23 protein-coding genes are annotated in these 17540 nt (G+C 32.8%); 1 reads left to right on the top strand and 22 read right to left on the bottom strand.

What is annotated here, in order from left to right:
* Nucleotides 1-86: 86 nt before the first annotated feature.
* The 14 genes from K6119_RS11370 to K6119_RS11305 all read right to left on the bottom strand — a co-directional run bounded on the left by K6119_RS11370 (nt 87) and on the right by K6119_RS11305 (nt 8856).
* The gene (locus tag K6119_RS11370) at nt 87-545 is read right to left on the bottom strand and encodes a hypothetical protein (protein ID WP_221831772.1); all 459 of its coding nucleotides are present in this window, start codon (nt 543-545) and stop codon (nt 87-89) included.
* Between the two features lie 103 nt (nt 546-648).
* Nucleotides 649-1200 (bottom strand): hypothetical protein, encoded by a 552-nt coding sequence (locus K6119_RS11365; RefSeq protein ID WP_221831770.1) that lies wholly within the window; start codon nt 1198-1200, stop codon nt 649-651.
* Nucleotides 1201-1426: 226 nt separating this feature from the next.
* Nucleotides 1427-1873 (bottom strand): hypothetical protein, encoded by a 447-nt coding sequence (locus K6119_RS11360; RefSeq protein ID WP_221831768.1) that lies wholly within the window; start codon nt 1871-1873, stop codon nt 1427-1429.
* Between the two features lie 118 nt (nt 1874-1991).
* Nucleotides 1992-2231 (bottom strand): hypothetical protein, encoded by a 240-nt coding sequence (locus K6119_RS11355; protein WP_221831766.1) that lies wholly within the window; start codon nt 2229-2231, stop codon nt 1992-1994.
* A gap of 69 nt (nt 2232-2300) precedes the next feature.
* Nucleotides 2301-3110: a hypothetical protein gene (locus tag K6119_RS11350; protein ID WP_221831764.1), complete on the bottom strand. Its 810-nt coding sequence runs from the start codon at nt 3108-3110 to the stop codon at nt 2301-2303.
* Nucleotides 3111-3234: 124 nt separating this feature from the next.
* The gene (locus K6119_RS11345; protein ID WP_221831762.1) at nt 3235-3870 is read right to left on the bottom strand and encodes a hypothetical protein; all 636 of its coding nucleotides are present in this window, start codon (nt 3868-3870) and stop codon (nt 3235-3237) included.
* A gap of 16 nt (nt 3871-3886) precedes the next feature.
* Nucleotides 3887-4237, bottom strand: coding sequence for a hypothetical protein (locus K6119_RS11340; RefSeq protein ID WP_221831760.1), 351 nt, complete (start codon nt 4235-4237; stop codon nt 3887-3889).
* A gap of 41 nt (nt 4238-4278) precedes the next feature.
* Complete coding sequence (locus K6119_RS11335) at nt 4279-4830, bottom strand: hypothetical protein (RefSeq protein WP_221831758.1); 552 nt, start codon at nt 4828-4830, stop codon at nt 4279-4281.
* 140 nt (nt 4831-4970) lie between these two features.
* On the bottom strand, nt 4971-5165 hold the full coding sequence (locus tag K6119_RS11330; protein WP_221831756.1) for a hypothetical protein: 195 nt from the start codon (nt 5163-5165) through the stop codon (nt 4971-4973).
* A 79-nt stretch (nt 5166-5244) separates the two neighbouring features.
* Entirely contained in the window at nt 5245-5826 is a 582-nt protein-coding gene (locus K6119_RS11325; RefSeq protein ID WP_221831753.1) for a hypothetical protein, read from the bottom strand.
* 126 nt (nt 5827-5952) lie between these two features.
* On the bottom strand, nt 5953-6447 hold the full coding sequence (locus K6119_RS11320; RefSeq protein ID WP_221831751.1) for a hypothetical protein: 495 nt from the start codon (nt 6445-6447) through the stop codon (nt 5953-5955).
* A 104-nt stretch (nt 6448-6551) separates the two neighbouring features.
* Nucleotides 6552-7238: a hypothetical protein gene (locus tag K6119_RS11315; RefSeq protein WP_221831749.1), complete on the bottom strand. Its 687-nt coding sequence runs from the start codon at nt 7236-7238 to the stop codon at nt 6552-6554.
* 135 nt (nt 7239-7373) lie between these two features.
* Nucleotides 7374-8327 carry an alpha/beta hydrolase family protein gene (locus tag K6119_RS11310; protein ID WP_221831747.1) on the bottom strand — a complete coding sequence of 318 codons (954 nt, stop codon included), beginning with the start codon at nt 8325-8327 and terminating at the stop codon, nt 7374-7376.
* An 88-nt stretch (nt 8328-8415) separates the two neighbouring features.
* On the bottom strand, nt 8416-8856 hold the full coding sequence (locus K6119_RS11305; protein ID WP_221831745.1) for a hypothetical protein: 441 nt from the start codon (nt 8854-8856) through the stop codon (nt 8416-8418).
* A 155-nt stretch (nt 8857-9011) separates the two neighbouring features.
* On the opposite strand from K6119_RS11305, the gene K6119_RS11300 reads away from it, so the two are divergent.
* Entirely contained in the window at nt 9012-9617 is a 606-nt protein-coding gene (locus K6119_RS11300; protein ID WP_221831743.1) for a hypothetical protein, read from the top strand.
* A 99-nt stretch (nt 9618-9716) separates the two neighbouring features.
* On the opposite strand, the gene K6119_RS11295 is transcribed toward K6119_RS11300, so the two are convergent.
* The 8 genes from K6119_RS11295 to K6119_RS11260 all read right to left on the bottom strand — a co-directional run bounded on the left by K6119_RS11295 (nt 9717) and on the right by K6119_RS11260 (nt 17195).
* Complete coding sequence (locus tag K6119_RS11295) at nt 9717-10346, bottom strand: hypothetical protein (protein WP_221831741.1); 630 nt, start codon at nt 10344-10346, stop codon at nt 9717-9719.
* 137 nt (nt 10347-10483) lie between these two features.
* Nucleotides 10484-11233 (bottom strand): hypothetical protein, encoded by a 750-nt coding sequence (locus tag K6119_RS11290; RefSeq protein WP_221831739.1) that lies wholly within the window; start codon nt 11231-11233, stop codon nt 10484-10486.
* A 140-nt stretch (nt 11234-11373) separates the two neighbouring features.
* Complete coding sequence (locus K6119_RS11285) at nt 11374-12570, bottom strand: GldM family protein (RefSeq protein ID WP_221831737.1); 1197 nt, start codon at nt 12568-12570, stop codon at nt 11374-11376.
* Between the two features lie 157 nt (nt 12571-12727).
* Complete coding sequence (locus K6119_RS11280; protein ID WP_221831735.1) at nt 12728-13504, bottom strand: hypothetical protein; 777 nt, start codon at nt 13502-13504, stop codon at nt 12728-12730.
* Between the two features lie 196 nt (nt 13505-13700).
* Nucleotides 13701-14492 carry a hypothetical protein gene (locus K6119_RS11275; protein ID WP_221831733.1) on the bottom strand — a complete coding sequence of 264 codons (792 nt, stop codon included), beginning with the start codon at nt 14490-14492 and terminating at the stop codon, nt 13701-13703.
* Between the two features lie 109 nt (nt 14493-14601).
* Nucleotides 14602-15630 (bottom strand): DUF7638 domain-containing protein, encoded by a 1029-nt coding sequence (locus tag K6119_RS11270; protein WP_221831731.1) that lies wholly within the window; start codon nt 15628-15630, stop codon nt 14602-14604.
* 93 nt (nt 15631-15723) lie between these two features.
* Nucleotides 15724-16407 carry a hypothetical protein gene (locus tag K6119_RS11265; protein WP_221831729.1) on the bottom strand — a complete coding sequence of 228 codons (684 nt, stop codon included), beginning with the start codon at nt 16405-16407 and terminating at the stop codon, nt 15724-15726.
* A 266-nt stretch (nt 16408-16673) separates the two neighbouring features.
* Nucleotides 16674-17195 (bottom strand): hypothetical protein, encoded by a 522-nt coding sequence (locus tag K6119_RS11260; RefSeq protein WP_237828002.1) that lies wholly within the window; start codon nt 17193-17195, stop codon nt 16674-16676.
* Nucleotides 17196-17540 lie beyond the last annotated feature (345 nt).

The following is a 17540-nucleotide window of genomic DNA, read 5'->3' as shown; positions in this document are numbered from 1 at the left end:
CACTACAAGTAAACGGAAAAATAGTGGCTTAAAATTTATGATCTGATATACAGATGTTTAAGTGTTAGTTTGTGGCGAATGAGCTTTTATTGAATTTTCAATTCCCAGCCCTTACTTGCTTTTCTTTTTCTACCGTTCACTATTCCCAGAATAGAGGCAGTTAAGGGTGGAGCTCCAGATCCAAAACCAATCATAAACCAGGCAAATTGATCATCACTATAGCTCAAAGCTGAAAAACCATAGGCGGTGAGCATGGCAGGAAGTATACCGGCAATAATAGATCCAATTCTTTCAGGATTAGTGGACACCCTGATAATTTCAATTTCATTGAGTGGAACATTTTTGTCTCCAATACTGATAGTAGAATCATTTAAAACCTGATAGCGCCCTTTGATAGCTTCAGTTTGATCTTTTTGCCAAACGCAAATTTTACGTCCGGATTTAATCAATCTTTCTTTCCCTGATTTGGGATTTTTCAGGTATAAATCTTGTGCTAAAAGGGTAGCAGACAAAAGCACAAAAAACAAGCTTAGTTTGAGTTTCATAAGTTCTATTTAGGTTAAAATTACAATATGGTACAGGCTAAATAAAATTGAATTTTGCCAGTGCAGCTAATTTGTTTGTGAATAATGCAGATTGGGGGGTTGTTTAGCTCATCCAGGCATTAATAGTCTTCCATAAATACCATTGCTCATCTCTTTTGACATATATAAAATGACCACCATAAGCACAAAGGTTACCGCAATAGTAAATTTTATTGATAATAGCAACTTGGCGGTTAATTGTAAATAAAGGGATTGAAAAAGAATATTGATTTTTTCTCGGACGTCTTTCAATTTTAATATTCTCCCATTCACTGTTCCACAATGTATCTTTTTGGGCTTTGATTTGTTCTACTATGAATAATTTGTCGTCTTGATTAAACAAGGAGTCTATTTGATTTTGAGTTTTAAAAAAATAAACATACTTCTCCCAGGTACTTGCATTTTTAACTGGTTCAGTAAATATACTCGTGTCCCAGTTGATTATTTTTCTGTAAAGTCTTCTTTTACCCTTGCGCTCATGATCTAGTTTTTTTGTGTTTGAGATGTCTAATGAAATAAAGTTTTCAATTTCATTGTCACTTATTAAGCTTGAGTATTGTTGACCAAAAACAAGTTGTGTAGTGATGAGGAATATTAATAATAGAAGTTGATTCATATAATTATTTGATGCACAATTGAGGTACATTTCATATAAAATAGGAAGCAAAAATGTACAAAAGGTAATTATTGGTTTACCTGTTGATGAGGATTGAGTTTTCCGTTTCTATTATACCAGACGAAGTTTTTCAATCTATACATTGCATATGTACTTCTTGAACTTGATGTTTGCTTAAAGTTAATTATTGATGTACAAGCATTGAATTTTACTAGTTGTGTTAAGCTTAAATTTTGATTATTGAATCAATAACTTCTTGTTTAATATTTGATCTTATATAGCCCTCAATATCGTAATCATTATCTTTAATGTGAGTTTTGATTGTCATTGTATCATTTTTCAAAGTAATTTGTTGAGATTGATCACCATTCGAATTGAATAAACTATCCCCTTCAATATGATAATTTTTGGGAGATGAACACCAATTATTTAGTTTAAAAGTCCAAATTGAAGTTTCATTTATGTACTTGTATATTGAATCATTATTCGCATCTAAATCAGCTTTAATTTCATTTCTTAGAATTAGAGCTTTCCTTACCAATTTCCATTGTCCTAAATATTTGGAAGTATTATTTTTTAAAATGGAAGGTTGTTTGGATTCTCTTGTAGATTGATTGTTATTGGTACATCCAATTAAAATAATTAATCCAAAATAAAAATAGAATCTGTACATGTATTAGTAATAAAAAATTGCGTTTGCTTAAAGTTATATAATTTGCAGATTCCAACGAAATGGTAGTTGAATTGATTCACCGTACTTGCCCTTAAACTATTGTGTTATAGGCTGTTTTTTATACTGAGACCTTTGAGTCAAATACATATCTATTACCTTCCCAGTCCTTTGCGTAGATTTTACCTCCTTCGATTTTAAAATCATCCTTTCCTTCTGGGGTGGTGAATATGTCTTTTCCGCAATGTGCCCATAATTTGTGCCTGTTAATTGTGTAAAGTGAAATTTCAACTTCGCTATGTATGCAAATCTTGTCTTCTGCGGCACTGACAAATTTTCTTATCAGCAGAATTTGGATCATAGTTGTTTCTATTGAAAAAGCTTACGTGGTATATTCCTAAATTCCAGATGAGCATGATTGTAATGAATGCTAAGGTTTACCTAATTCAATTTCATAATCACTATCTAGTTTTCTTGGAGGGCTACAATTTGTACTTTGATAGCTTAAATAGTGATCAAAAATTTGCCAGCATAGAATGTCCGATTGAGTTTCAAGTTCTGACATTTTATCAAAATTGTGTTTTAAATCAAAACTTAAATTATAAGTAGGAAAAGGTGGTGACCAGCTAAAAGGCTTGTTCATGGTCAAAATTTCATGAATGCTTATTGCATCATCAAATTCAAATTTTTCATTCAATGTCACTTCCATTTCATTCATTTCCTGAGGAATTGATTCAATGTTATTTGATGTCAATTCATACCATTTAATTGTGTTTTTTGTTAAACAAATCCAATCGGTAAACCACCAGTTACCTTCAATTGTATCAGCAAATCCTTCCGCAACAAAAAAGGAAATTTCAACAGTATCTTTTTTCAATTGTATTTTTTGTCTGAACCATTCTGCAGCAGAATCATCCCAATGAGAAGAATCAGATTCCCAATTTGAATTCTCAAACAAGTAAGGATCTTCATAACCCTTAAAAACGCAGTTTACAATGGTTGTGCTATTTTTCTCTTCAATCTTTATATGTGGATATTCTAAAAGTGAATCTAATTCAGAAATTCCTTTTTGACTAAACCAATCAAATGCTCTGTAATATTTGAATCTTCCTGATTTATCTATTAGGTCATTTTCATGATTAACCACTTGCATTGTGGAATCAACATCATCATTTTTTGATGTAGAATTTGTTTCTGAATGCTTACTATCAGAAGATTGAGAACAGCTGATCAATGACATAATCAAAACTGCATATATGATATTATTTATTTTTTGGATCAATGTTGGATATTCTTAAATGAAGTTGGGTTTTAAAGGAATTAAATTTGCTTCTTCAAAAGAAAGTTAACATAAAATAAGATTTTTATCCAAATGATCCTTTCCTAACTATTTTCCAGTTTCCATCTTTCAAAAAGAATACATATTCACTTCCACCTGAATAATTGTTAGCTTTTTTCATTATTGAAATGGCAAAGACATGCTGATTACAACTTATTACAGGGATAGAAAATTGGTAGCTTGTGTCTTGGGTACTTTCTTTAAAATTTTGAGTAAATGAATTGTCAAACCTCCATTGTCCAGAATAATTTTCTGACTGATCTTTCATCCAATTATTGTCGCACCAGTCTATGAATAAACCTTGCTCAATTAAGGAATCTTGTACATCACCATTTTTAGAAAATTCATTAGCAGTTATTTGATCTAAAAAAGTCTGAGGGCTTGTGTGTATCCATTTAGAACTAAGTTTTTCATTGGCAATTATTTTTTTACTACCAATTACTTGAAGATAAGCCACTTCAATGCAGGATTGTATGACTTTTTCATCAATAATACTACAATCACAAGTTGAAGAATCAGCAGCACCTTCAATGTCATTTGTAATTTCAATGGGTTCTACTGTTGAATTAATCTCAGCATTATCAGTATTCGTGCATGAGGTTATTAAAAGAATTAGAATTAGTAAATGGATATAATTATTGATAGGTTCTTGAGAAAGCATAGGCTTTAAGTATCAATTATTTTTTAAAATACCATTTATGTTTAGGGTTAGATTCTGATTCCAAAATTATTTCATTTTTGGTCCATTTAATTATTTTGAAAAACTTTGGTTCATCCCCAACTATTTGAAGTCTATTTTCATCAATTTTTGTCCAACCAGGAGTATTTTTAAAGATTTCATTGTCTTCTGTTAAGAAGCAACATATACTTCCGTCAGAACAAATCCTTAAAGGACAATAGTCTTCAGGTAATTCTTCCAATTGTGGTTCAACTTTATATTCTACCCAGCAATCATCACAAGAAATGTTATTTTCTTGGGCCAGACTGAATATAGGCGCTAGAAAAATAAATAGTAATAAACTCTTCATTTTGTACGAATCTTAGATTAGCGAAAGTTAGCTTAAATTGGTTACTCTAGAATTATTTTGCAATGAGGCATTTTTTGTTGAATTAAAGAGACATTGTATTCTGTAATGTTGAAATTGGCTATTAAGGTGAGGCTTTTTAAATTTTTCATTTGGATAAAATGATTTAGATCCTCATCAGAAATGGTTGTTTCTATAAATGTCAAATTTTCTAGTTGATTTAAGTTGCCAATGGTTTTATAATCAATATTGTAAGTTCCTCCAATTGAAAGATTTCTAAGATTGTTGATGTTCTTTATAAAAGCATAAGAAGCTAGTCCTGATACATTGTAGAGACGTAAAGTTTTAAGTGAGTCATATGAGCCAATTACTGGTGGTATGCTGTCAATTGAACAAGATCTTTTTAGTGTTTCGTCACTAACATCACAATGTGGCAGCCATATTTTTAAATCCGTAATTGCAGAGTCTTTGTATTGTTTCAATTCAGTTTCAAGTTCATTATAACCATGGTAGCATATATTATGTTTTTTATCAATTTGACCAATTGATAAATGAAGACATAGTATAATGAAAGAAAGTGATAAAAGATATCTCATTGTTCTAACCTTTACCTAAAACTAGTAATTTACTTTGTTCAACGAAAATGAAATGGCAGTTGTGTACAACGCTAGCAAGAATCATTCTTTTTAGGTTATAGTTAATAATCACCAATTCGAAAGTTTGAAGGGTCGGATAATTACTTGTCTAGGTTAATTTCTTTTAAATCAATTTCAAAGGAAATGGCTTGCTCTTCCATTAAATGTAAAATTTGTTCAATTGCCATATTGAACCCAGAGTCATATTGACAGTTTACTTTCTTTTCGGGAATTATTTTTTCTCGAATTAAAGGAGCTAGGTCCATAAGGTAATATTTGTAGACTTTATCATCCATAAGTGAATGTTAAGTTTTGGGTGAAGTTAGTAATTTATTGCGGCGCCAAGTGCGGAGGTCAAAGGGTTGGACGTTAGCTTTAACTATTATGTAATGCACTGCTTTTAAACCTTTTTTCTAATAGAATTTCGTCATTTTCCCAAATAATTTTCCTCTTCAAAACACCTTTCCGGTTGTAATAAGTTTTAGTTTCTTTATTATGAAAATCATATTGTCTTATTTTGCCTTCTGAGATATTTTCGGCATTTGGTTTTTGATAGTATATCTTTTTTACGAATATATACTTGTATTTACCATTTGATCGAAACTTGTATTGTTTTGAAAGCATATATCCATCTTCATAGAAATTTGTGTCAATCGCAATTAAACCTGAATTCGAGTAGTACTTCCACACTCCTAAATAATACTCTCCAGTTGCAGTATAGGTTGTGTCGTTGTTTTGAATAAAATGTGACTTTGGGCCTATTGATTCTATTACTTTCCAACCTTCTTTTTTTACTCGCTTATTTTTTATTTCTTGAAAATAATATACCGTATCAATGTATGGATAGTCATTTAATTCAAGATATTTTTTAATATCGGTACTGTCACGTTCTTGACCAAATGAAGGAAATTGGAAGGATAATAGAATAAAAACAATAATATTTTTAATAGTACTCACTTTGAAAAAACTTGAAACATCCTAAATGTTACATAACGTTTACCTAAAAATAGCAATTTACTTTGTTCAACGAAAATGAAATTGTAGTTGTGTTGCGTGTGAAGAGGTGTCGAAAGTGCGTTTTACCTATAGGGTTATATAATGTTTTTCTTTGCTAACAATCCTTTCTCCATGTGTTTCGAAAATGCAGAATTCGGAAAGGTCTTCTGTTACTCCGACTATTAAATGTCTATGACCTTCGCGCCATGTTTCCTCACGATTTTCTACTAGCCAATTTTTCGCTACAATTAGTCCGGTTTTAACTATAAAATTTTTGGCTTTCTTGCTCTGTTCCATATGAAACGGAAACATGTATAAAGCCCAATTCTCTGTCAGTCCATTATAGCTTACATCTATTAGGTTCCTGAATTTTAGATATACTGTAGAATTTCCTTTAAGTTTTTTATGCTCCCAACCAGGCCTTTTTTCTCCGATAGGATCACCTAAATTGTCTTTAAAGAAAATAGTCATTTCTGTAAATTGAGGAATCCCAGCAAGCAATTCTGAAATTTGTTTTGGACCAATAGGATGAATCAATTTTCTACCTACTTTTCTATTTCCGATACTTTCTATCAAGTCCATACGCTAGTGCATAACGTTAAGCTAAAGCTAACAATTTACTTTGTTCTATGAAATTGTTATTGTAGTTGTGTTGAATGTAAACAAATGTTAGAAGTATACTTTACCTACTGAGTTACTTGTAGTTTTTCAAATTCGCTCAATGTGATGGATTTGATATAGCGCAGCTGAGTTTGTTTGGGCCCTGCATTGTAGGTAATTCGAGTGGGACCTATCCCTTTTGTATAGATTATTTCCAATGGAATTTCTTGATGCCAGTAACTGCTAGTGTCATATAGTTTTCTCTCTCGTGTATAAAGTCCCTCGGTAATCATAATTTCATTGTTCATGCTATCTAGATCATAACTCTTAAATATCCAGAACGTTTCGTCGATTACCATTTCCTTTGTGTATTTGTCCTGAAATTGAGTTTTGAGATTTCCAATTGTGTCTGAATCAAACGAAAATATTTGATTCATTATGATTTCTTCTTCAGTTCTATTCCCTTCAGGGAAGTAATGTGCCGAACTATACAATGATACTCCCTTTTCAGTGTACTCATCCGTTAACTCCTGAAATGTTCCTAATTCTTCTTGGATGATTTCAATGTCAAGAGCACTCTCCGATTTTTGTTTTATTACGAAGTATTGTTTTTGTGTTCCGAATGGATTGTTTTCTTGTTCATACACCAGTACTTTTGGTGTTTTAAACTCATCTATTTGATAAAAATAATCTCGCCTGTTCTGCTGTTGATCAGATGAACAGGAGATTAGCAATAAGGCAATTCCAAAAGTTGCAAATAATAAAAATCTCATCAGTTTTGGGTAGTTACGGTTATCTTTTACCTAAAACTAGCAATTTACTTTGTTCAACGAAAATGAAATAGTAGTTATGTTGCTTTTGAAAAAGTTTCGAACCTTAGCTTTTACTAATATGTTAGGTGAAGTTTTTCAAAACAGTTCTAACACTTCAGAATCAGTAAAGTCTATCGTTAATTTCTGAGTTGTATCAGATAGAATTTTTTGAACAATAAGTTCCTCTATAGGAAGAACAACGCTAAAATGAGTCTCTCCGGGAATTATGATTGAATTAAATGGTTTGTTCAATGCTGTGGCTTTTGATTCCATTTCATTAGCATATTCTGGATAAAATGACTCCTCGCCTTCAAAATAGAAAATTGAATTTTTGATGTCTTTGACATAATTAATAGAGGATCTCACGAATGATTCATCTTTGTTAGAATATTTAAAAGGAGTATTTCCATACCCTTCTCCATTTTCAACAACTGCGTAAATGTCTGGAGCACCACCAAACGAAAATGTTGCACGAATATCATTAGATAAAAGTGAAACTAAAATTGCAAGAGTTCCGCCAGTACTATGACCGGCCACATATATTCGGTTAGTGTCAACATATGGTAATTCTTTTGCATAATCAATTGCCATTTTAAAATCATGAACCTCACCCAAAAACATTTCATATTCTCCGGGATTTTCGTTTTCGCCTCTCCAAGATGGACACATAACAGGTATTTGAGCATCAACAAAGGGCTGGGTGTAACTTCCATATTCCCAAAACCAGCTTCCAATACCACCGAATCCACCATGTGCCCAAATAATTATCGGGTTTTTACGACTTGTATCGACATTAGCACTGAGGTAAGCATCTAATGAACCAACTTCAGATTCATATTTAACTAAACTGAATAGCTCGCTAGGTGGTTCTGGTGTTTTTCCGTCCGAGACGAAACCATTTTGCTTGATTTTGGATTTGAAAGAACTAAGGTCATGCTCGTAAGTGTTCTCACCTAGTTTTTCTTTTTCCGTTTCATTATTATCATTTGTGGCATTTGAACAAGCAAATAGCAAGACAGTAAGAAGTATGTATATATTGATCTTTTTCATATTGGGCTAATGAATGCTAACTTTTACCTAAAACTAACAATTTACTTCGTTCAACGAAAATGAAATAGCAATTGAATTACCTAATAGGTTAGCGGATTTTTTTCAGTTCCCGATTTACTGATCTGGCATTCCAGAGAATGATGATAGTAGTTATGACGGCAGAAATTGACAGATACATAAAAACTCTTGCATCATAATAAATTAACTGTGGAACTGTTATTGAAAAAAGCCCTATCAATACCGGAATTAATGGCATCAATAATACTGAGATCCGTATGGTTTGTTTTGTAACTATTTTTTCGCTGAAATTCAATAAAACTAAGGGTGTTGTCCCTAGATAAATTAGCACCAAGAATATGGCTTCAACCAAATCTGTTCGAGTTTCCTCAGGAGAATCTAAACAACCAGAATGGTAAGTTCCAGGTTCGACAAATTTTAATATCAACCATGAAGTAATAGAAAATACAAGAATTGGTAAGACAGAAACTCTAGCAAATGATCTTAATATAATGCCAGTCCGTTTATTCATATCCAATTATTGCTAACGTTTACCTAAAACTAGCAATTTACTTTGTTCAACGAAAATGAAAATGCGTGCGATCCCGATAGCTATCGGGAGAGTTGGTACAAAAGTAAGGTATTCGCTTTAGTTATTTTGTTGGCATTAGTTTTTAAATTTATGCAATGTATAGGATTTTGCTAATACTACTTTCTGTTTTATCGGTTCACTATTCCTTAACCCAGAAATACACGGATTCTTCTTACATCAGTGTCTCTAAACCAACTATTTTCATGGATTCAAATAATTTAACAGGGTTTAAAAAAAATGAGAGAATAATAGTTGGTGCCCAGTTTCGCAAAGCTTTTGGTTTTAATTGTAATTTAACTACAGTGGCTGACACTTCGAATCGGTACGGTATCATTAAAAAAAATGGTAAATGGGCAATTGAACCTTCTTTTCAATTAATTTCTCCTGTTCTGAACAAATACTATATAACTCTCAAAGATTCTGTCTTTCAAGTTTATAAAGGGAAACGTGAGCTGTATGCTCACAAGGGACATTTTGATGTAGATTATAAGGAATACGTAAAGATGATTCAAGAAAGTGATATCATTGACAAGGATTTAATTCTTCGCGTTTTAAAAATGTATGGTGTAGGCTATCCCACAACTGAAACAAGAGATAATTATTTGGATGAACAAAGAAGGATGTATTTCATGTTGTCCAAAACAATGCTCACTGCTTATTGGTCAACAGACTGGATTCTTTCAAAATTAATAGGCAGATAACTGAGTTAACCATGACATCTGAACAAAGAAAGGTATATGCCAAGGTGATTTATGTTTTATAAAAATCCCCAGAATAATCGCTTTACAATTGTCTTAAGTTCAATTTCTAATAACTACACTTTCAATAATATTTGTAAACTGATCTAACTTGTCTTTTGTGTTATTTCCTTTATATATGCAACTAACTCCAAAACTTATGGTGTCTATTTGTGCTATTTTCTTGTAATATATAAGATCATAAGAATTGTCCAATTCTGTTTCTAATAGATAATTACCACATGGAAATCCGTATAAGTGTTCTGTCCATATAGTATCCATATCTTTAATATTACTATCCCAGGTAACTAAAAATGCTTCAGTTTTTGCATTTATGCTTGACATCATGTGAGTGTTAATGAATTCAGAATGTCCAATTGAATAATCGAATACCATAAAATGCATTGAATCTAATTGATGAAATTGCCAACTTTTTATAGTGTCTTCATTAAAATAGTTGCTATTGGAAAGCTTAATTCCTCGCCATTGTAATCCGCAAAAAGTTGATGAGTAAGTTGTGTAAATAGTATCAAAAATATCATTGTCATCCAGTAGAATTTTAGTGCTAATTTGTTCGAATTGAACAGTATCAGGGTAAAATAAACCTTCATTTGACTTAGGTTCTTCACTCAAATTCACATTATTACAGCTAAGAAGTACAAAAAATGGTGATATAAGTAGAAAAAATTTCATTGTTGCTAAAACGCAAAAACTGAATAAAGTAACGACTAAGTTATTATTACTCATGTTTACCTAAAACTAGCAATTTACTTTGTTCAACGAAAAAGAAATGTCTGTTGAATTGCTTGTGCACAAGTTTCGGACTTTAGCTACTGTGTTAGGCGCAGTTTTAAGCTCACAACTTTTTCAAGGTAGTGCAGCTGATCAAATGTGATAAGGTAGATTTCATCTATGTCATCTCCGTCAGCATCAACAAGAAACATTTCGAAATTACGTAAGCCTTTAATTTCAACACTTCCGTGCGACCAAGTTTGCCATTTGAAGGATCTAATTTGTATGTCTTCACATTCATGATAGTCCTTAGTGGGTGTAATGTAGATATAGCCAATATCTTGATAGATACGATTATTTATAGTTGTCTCATCAGTTTTAAATGCTGAACTGAAACTAGTGCTTAAATTATGCGGGTTTTTACTTATGCAAGTATCATTTGAAACTTGAAGAATTCCGTTCATAAATTCAAATTCTAATTTTGGGCATAATGAAGCTTTAACTCCGCCTTGGAGAAGTTTCAACTTACCGGGAAGAATGGTTTCTGGATAGTTTTCTTCTTCTGGAATGTTTCTGTCATAGAATTGAAATTTCCCTTGTTTTTCATAGAGTAATTCCAAACTATCTTCAACTTCTCTCGAGTATAAATTCTCGTTATAATCGTACAGAACATTTACTTGCAATTGACATGAGTCGGAATAAAGAATTTCAAACTCAGATGTGTCCGTCATTGCTTCCATTTCAGTAATTACTGAGTCAGCTAAATTAGATTCTTGTAGGTCATGTGTTCCAGATTCAGGACTCGTTTTCGTTCCACACGAAATCAAAAAAGCAAAGGATATTAACACTGAAGTCTTTTGGGTCATACTTAATTATCATTTGCCTAAAACTAACAATTTACATTATCCAACGAAAATGAAATTGTAGTGGAATTGTGCGCGAACAAGTTTCAGACATTCACTTTACCTCATGAGCTAGCACAACTTTATCATTCAGATGGAGATAGACTCCAAAAATTGCGTTTAATGACTTCATTTTTTTTGCCTTTTTTAAGGTAGGTTGTATTCACATCAATTGTTCGCATAGCCCCATCAGGTCCTGCTATTTCAAAAGATTGAAACCTTATTTCAGTTCCTTTTTTTGCATTGGTAATAGCTATGAATAGTTGATCATAGTCCGCTTTGTTTGAGCCTACAATCTCTTGCTTACCTACTTGTATAGTCCATTTTTTTATTGAGAAATTGCAGTCTGTTATTCCTATCAAATAGTTTGTTGTGTAATCATATCTAGCAGTGAACCTAAACTCTTGAAATAGAGATTGATCATTAAGTCGATTTAGATCAGATGTTAGATCAAAATTGCCGATATAAATAGATGGATCAGGTAACCTCAATACTTTGTAATCAAAGGCTAGAAGTGATTCTTTTTGCCCATTTAGAAAGCCAATTACATCAACTTTAATTGAACGCATTTCCTTTTTTGTTGGAATGATGTAGCCTGTGCTTGATCCTGTTGAATAGAATTCTCCACCATTAACCAAAATCGTAAGAGAATCATATTTAGCAGGGCCCACAAACTCAACAGGGTTTTTGACATTCCAGAATAAGATTCTATTTTCAGTAAGACTAATGGTACTGCGATAGCGCTCAACTTGAGTAGTTCTATTTTCAGTAAAATAGGCTTCTAATTGAGCCAATTCTGACCTTACTTCTTTTGTTGTTCTTGTGCACAAGTTCGTCCAAATAGATCCAATTTCTTCTGGTTCTTCTAGTGGATGCCATATATGATTATAGCGTTCTACTAAATATTCCCGGCTCCATCCATAAATCACATATTCTTCTCCTGCTTGGAATGCAACACCGCATGATCGTTCACTCTCATCCGTATAAACAGTAATAGTGTCAAGCTCAGATTTACCTTTGAATGTATGAGTAATTACAAAAGTTGCTTTGAGAAACTCTGCATTTGGTGGCTGATCTTCTTTATGAATTTCGCTTGAGTCTTTCGTAATAAGTTCATGAAAGTAGTATCCAGGAACAAATGTGACGTCCAGTACTTTTCCGTATACAACGTACTCAGCTTGTTCCATTTCTTCTTTGACTTTTGACCTAGTTTCACAGCTGCATGCCAATGATTTACCACTCAAGATTAATAAAAGACCTACTAATAAAGTGAACTTTGGCATGGGTTTTTTGATGATAACGTTCTTAATTTAAAGCGTTACGATTGCAATTAATTATGACTAAAACTAGCAATTTACTTTGTTGAAAGAAAATGAAATGTCTGTTGAATTGCTTGTGCACAAGTTTCGGACTTTAGCTATTGTGTTTATGCCATTATAATTACTCAAAATAAGTAATTGCTCTTTCTTCTAAGTAAACTATTTTCTTTTTTTCATAGGCCGTCCTTTTGATCCAATTCCCAAGCTTGTCAAATTCATACTTGAAGGTTAAATCTTCAATTTTTTTCATGGCTTTATTTTCATTTTTTGAAGAAAGCGTAAATCTTGAAACCAAAACATCTTGTTCATCATATTTGTACATGGTTTGTGACTTGATAGTGCCGGTCAGGAAGTGAGTCCAGAGACCAGTTAATATTCCTTTTTCATTGTAGAGATATGTAGTTTGTGATAGAAGTTTTCGTCCAAGTACTAAAGAGTAATTGAATTCATGAACTTGTCTCCATGTTTCATTAGAGTACGTATAGCTTAATTGTTGAAGTGAATCGCTTGATTCAGATAATGTCGTAATGAATACTATTCTATTCAAACTGTCCAATTTGTATTCGATATGATGAGTGAATTTGTTTTCGTAATCACTGTACTTGACAGAATAAAAAGGTTTGTTTTCGGTGTACTCATATAAGTAACTACAACTCAAGCTATCAGGGTTCGAAAAGCTCCAGAGTTCTTGCTTCAATTTTCCTGACTTATTATACTTATAAACGCCTTGCGATTCAAAAGTTAAATTACCCTTCTTATCAGCAAGGCTTGTGGTCAAAGTTATTTCCTTGACAGTGCCATAAGTCTTATGACTTTTTAGTTCGTCAATAGAAACCTGAGAGAAACCAGAAATTTGCAGTGAAAAGAAAAAAATGCAAGTTGAGATGAATGATTTCATGATATGTCTCCAATTATAGCTAACGTTTACTTAAAACTAACAATTTACTTTGTTCAACGAAAATGAAATTGTAGTTGAATTGCGTGTGATCCCGAAAGCTATCTGAAGAGTTGGCAAAAGAGGGAAGTGTCTATGCTTAATTTATAATCTAGCGCTCAGTTTTTTACTAAGTTGTTATAAGAATTTAAATAGATTTCTACTCCAAAATTCTTGTAATTATATAATCAGGATATTCTCCTTCTGATGTAAAGTCATAAATTGACATTTTAACCCAGTCCATTGAGTTGTTCAGTTCATATTTAAAAGCATAGCCGTTTTTGTCACCCCCTATATTGTCAACAAAAATTGTATCTATTAGATTGTTCGTGTTGTAAGAATATGAATGCACCTGTTTGTATTTTTCGTATTTCAATAATACACGAGATTCAGTTCTTCCGAACTCATCATAATGAATTGTATCACGCTCTACAAATTCATTTTTAGAAACGTTTCTTTCTGTAATAAAGCAGGCTCTTTGAGTTTCGTTATATTCGTATTTACGAATCTGATTAAGTTCCCCTGTTTTTTTGTAGTATCTTTTTGAGGTTAAACGACCCAAAGAATCATAGCTACACCTCAGATATGAATAACCATTCCTGTCTTTTACCTCAATAATTTGTAAAGAGTCATTGACAACATATGATTCTGGTACTTTTCCATTGAAATTAAAACGTGATAATGTTTTGTAATTACCATCACCTAAATGCTTTTTAATAGATAAGTTGAATTTTTTATACTCACCCTTTAATTGGTGTACTTCAAGTTCTATCTGGTCAATTCCAGTATAAAAAATCGGAACCCCCATTGATGTAGCTAACTTTCTTTTATCTATTGTTTCTTGCTGTTCTGACTGAGAATGCGAAGTGTAAACTCCAAATATTATTAGGAAAGAAAGTAATCTAATAAGGGGGTAAATTATTCCTTTGATCATTTTGTTTCTGTATTTCATCTAAAGTTTACTTAAAACTAGTAATTTACTTTGTTGAAAGAAAATGAAATTGTAGTTAACTTGAGTGTGAACAAGTTTCGGACTTTACCTATTGTGTTATGTAGCGTTTTCAATCAAGCAATTCAGGTACTTTAAAATCAGGCATAGGGTAACCATAACGTTCTTCCCATTCTTGCTTAGTAGCTTCACCATACAGAATCAGCTTCAAATGAAAGTCTTTGGTGTCCATATCTCCAACGTACATCCTTTTATGTTTCGGAATAGTTTCGTATGCAACTTTCAATTCTTCCTTCTTGCTGGCAGTTGGCTGTTCCATGAACTCTTTGAAAATACGAATGCATTTTCTCAATGAGTCTTCTTTTCCTTGTAGCACGTTGAACTGATCTTGAAAATCAAGGTATTTTTCTTCAATGTCAACACCATAGCCAGATTCTAATTCAAATGACCCAAGGTTTCCAAGGTTAACACGATTGCCGTTTGGAATTTCAGAAAGAATTGTCTTGGAATCAATTAGTTTTCTTATGTCCTCAAATTTGTATGTTTTACTATTTGGTATGTCATTTAATTGTACAAGTCCATCTTTGAAAATGCTCATTTGAGAAAAGTAGAATTGGTCATCTTCGTCACGAAAGAAAACCGAGAATTTCTTTCCAGCAAAAGTTTCTTTGTGTATTCCAATTTCATTTGCCACGTAGTAAGGTTCTGGTGAAGAAATTCCAAGTTTAAAGGTGTTCACGCCATTCACTTTTAATGAAGTGGTTCCATGCATGTTATAGAGGTTTTCCATCTTTGGATTTAGCTCCTTAACAAGACTTTTAACAAAATCAAAATATGTCTGTTGATTAAAATTCCAATTGCCGTTTTTGATTTTCCAACGTCCCAATTCGAAGATTGAAATTTCACCTCCTTCTGGAATGCTCGTTACAACCCAATTTTTCTTAAGCTTTTCTTGAAAAATTGGAAGGTCGACCATTTCCCAACAATCAACTATTCCATCAGAATAAACTTTTAGATCTATGATGTGATAATCGAGATTAAATATTATTCCAGGTATTGACAGACCTTCAATTTCAACCTTTCTTCTGATTTTTGTGTGATTACCTGAATTAGCTGATTTTTTTTTCTTGAACAGTCCCATGGGTCAAATCGTAATGCTACCTAACGTTTGGTTAAAGTTAGCAATTTATTGAGGATCCAAGTGCGCCGGCCAAGTGTGGACGCTTAGCTTTACCTACTGTGTTAGGGTTAGTTTTTCAATTCGCTTTGAGATAAGTTCCTGCATAGGCTCGAATTCTTTTGATATAGCAAGTTTCTCATCAAAGTACTTGGAGAAATGTACTTTACTTTTTTCAAGATCACCCTTTTCGGCGTTCAGAAAGCAAAGTATATAATCGGGATTCACTATTCTGCGAACAAACTCTGTGTTTCCTTTGATTTCATTTTGTAGTTCCAGAATGTTTTGGTCCCTATTTGATCTTGCTTTGAACCACGGCTCTAATCTTGACGGCAAGCTTTCTAAAATTGTAAAGAGCGTCTTTCGAAAATCAACTTCATTCCAATGGCTAACTATGTCACGACCTGAAGTGCGGTCAGTTCCGTCATAGCTTGCTTGCCATCCCTCAAGCCTCTTGTAATAATGTATTTTAGTTGACTTGTCAGTTTTGTGATTAACCAGTTTTTTCCAATTTGAGACGGTTGGTACATTTTCGTAGCATATTCCGAAAGCGAAAGAACCGCCAAAACCCTTGAAAACTTGGTACTCAACCACAAATTTAATTCCTTCAGAATTAAAGTCACTAAACCAAAGGTATTTGCCATTCCAATTGTTTAGACCTATTGAGCTCATAACAGGTGAAACTAATTCTTCAAAAATTTCAATTCGTTTCTCAGCGCGTACTTCATCAAGAGAGTCCAAATTGTAGGGTTTCTCAATTTGATTAGATTTTTGAAAAAGTCTACTGAATATGCTCACCTAATTAATGCTAACGTTTGGGTAAAGTTAGGCATTTACCTTGTTCTACGGAAGCGAAGCTGAAGTAGAATGCCGTCTTGATGTGCGGTGGCCAAAACCCCGGATTCTGGTTTGTCCGACCGAGAGATGGCAGCCCGGATATGTACACGCACTGGGAGGGAAAAGCGTGGCCAGAGTGTCGGGCTTGAACTTTACCTACTGTGTAAGGTTTAGTTTTTCTTATATATGATTTCACGAGTCACAAAGCCCGTTATTTTTCCATTCACTCTTGAAGTTTTTGAAACCCAATTTCCGACTTCGTCAAATACATAGGATATTTCTTCAATAATTTTTTTTCCTTTAATAGGATCTACAATGGATTTTATATAAAGTCCGTTCTGATATTCAAATACATTGTATGATTTAACCTTTCCATCTGCTGTAAAATATCTTCTGCTAGTAATCTCACGATTTGAATTATATTCAAACTGATAAGTGTAGAGTAGATTACCTCCGATCACAAAGGCACTATAAATTCTTCTTTCAATTTCTAATCCATCAGTATTATAGTCATATTCTATTCTGCTAATAGAGTCACCTTTTGCAGAATAAACAATTACAGCTGATGGTTGACCATTTTGATTAAACTCATAAATATTGTCGTTGCAAAAGTCATTTCCAAGATCACAATAGTGCTCTGATATCAAAAGTCCAGAGTCACTATAGAAATACTCCGTAATCGAAGTGTCCATGTTTGGCCAAATGTCAAAAGGCCAAATTATAAAAGTATCTCTGGATAAAGTTCCTTGGTTATTCAGTACGTATATCGAAATTGAATTCGTGTCGCATATTCCAAGTTCTTTTTTCGATTTTACGGGCGTCATTGTCGTTTCTCGAATTTGAAGAACATTACCCTTTAAATTGCTGATACCTTTTGATGGCCAAACTTGACCAAATAAACTATTTGAACCGAATAAAAGAAAAAAGAATATAAACCTAAGCACTGCAAATAAGTATTTACCAATTGATGTCATCAACAATTCAAGGTAACTATTAATTAAACCTAACGTTTGGCTAAAGCTAGCAATTTACTTTGT

It is taken from the genome of Paracrocinitomix mangrovi (genome assembly GCF_019740355.2).
GTDB lineage: Bacteria > Bacteroidota > Bacteroidia > Flavobacteriales_D > Crocinitomicaceae > Paracrocinitomix > Paracrocinitomix mangrovi.
The sequence above is the reverse complement of the archived record's forward strand: the minus strand, read 5'-3'. Positions and strand labels throughout refer to the sequence as shown.